The organism is Tannerella forsythia, from assembly GCF_003860135.1.
GTDB classification, from domain to species: domain Bacteria; phylum Bacteroidota; class Bacteroidia; order Bacteroidales; family Tannerellaceae; genus Tannerella; species Tannerella forsythia_A.
This window is the reverse complement of sequence record NZ_RQYN01000162.1, coordinates 1-492: the sequence shown is the minus strand read 5'-3', so window position 1 is coordinate 492 and position 492 is coordinate 1. Positions and strand designations below refer to the sequence as shown.

Below are 492 nucleotides of genomic sequence, written 5' to 3'. Positions count from 1 at the left end.
AAAATCCTGTTTGTCTATCAGGTGTTGAATGGGGTGTGTAAATCGGGCTGCAACAATGTAGGGTAAAGATTTTTCTTCCAAACAGTCAAATATATTTCCCTCTAGCAAAAACCGCTGTCAAGTCGTACCAAGCCGACTTTTTTGCCATCAAACATGGCTAAAGTCTCTTCCAAAAAACCAATGAAATGATGGGAAGCATTCGTGTTTCCGCTACGAAGCCAAAAATTGGCGACCATTTTTATATCATTGACAAACGCAATGAGGGGATGATGACTTTTTCTGCCCTTTTTCTTGGGATTATAGCTTTTTGTAGCGCCATCCTGTTCCCCATAACGAGTAATGACCGAAGAATCAATATCTAATGTAAAATAGTTGATATTCAAATTCTTGAAAAACCAACCAAAGAAGTGACGAGCAACTTCCAAATTGGTCTTGGCGTTGAATTTGGAAAAATATCGCTTGTAAGCGTCTTGTGCGGGGGGATGTTTCCAT

Annotated in this window: 1 protein-coding gene; it reads right to left on the bottom strand. The window is 39.6% G+C overall.

What is annotated here, in order from left to right:
- Window positions 1–101: 101 nt before the first annotated feature.
- On the bottom strand, window positions 102–492 hold a 391-nt coding region (locus EII41_RS13790), incomplete at its 5' end, for a transposase (protein WP_221620744.1).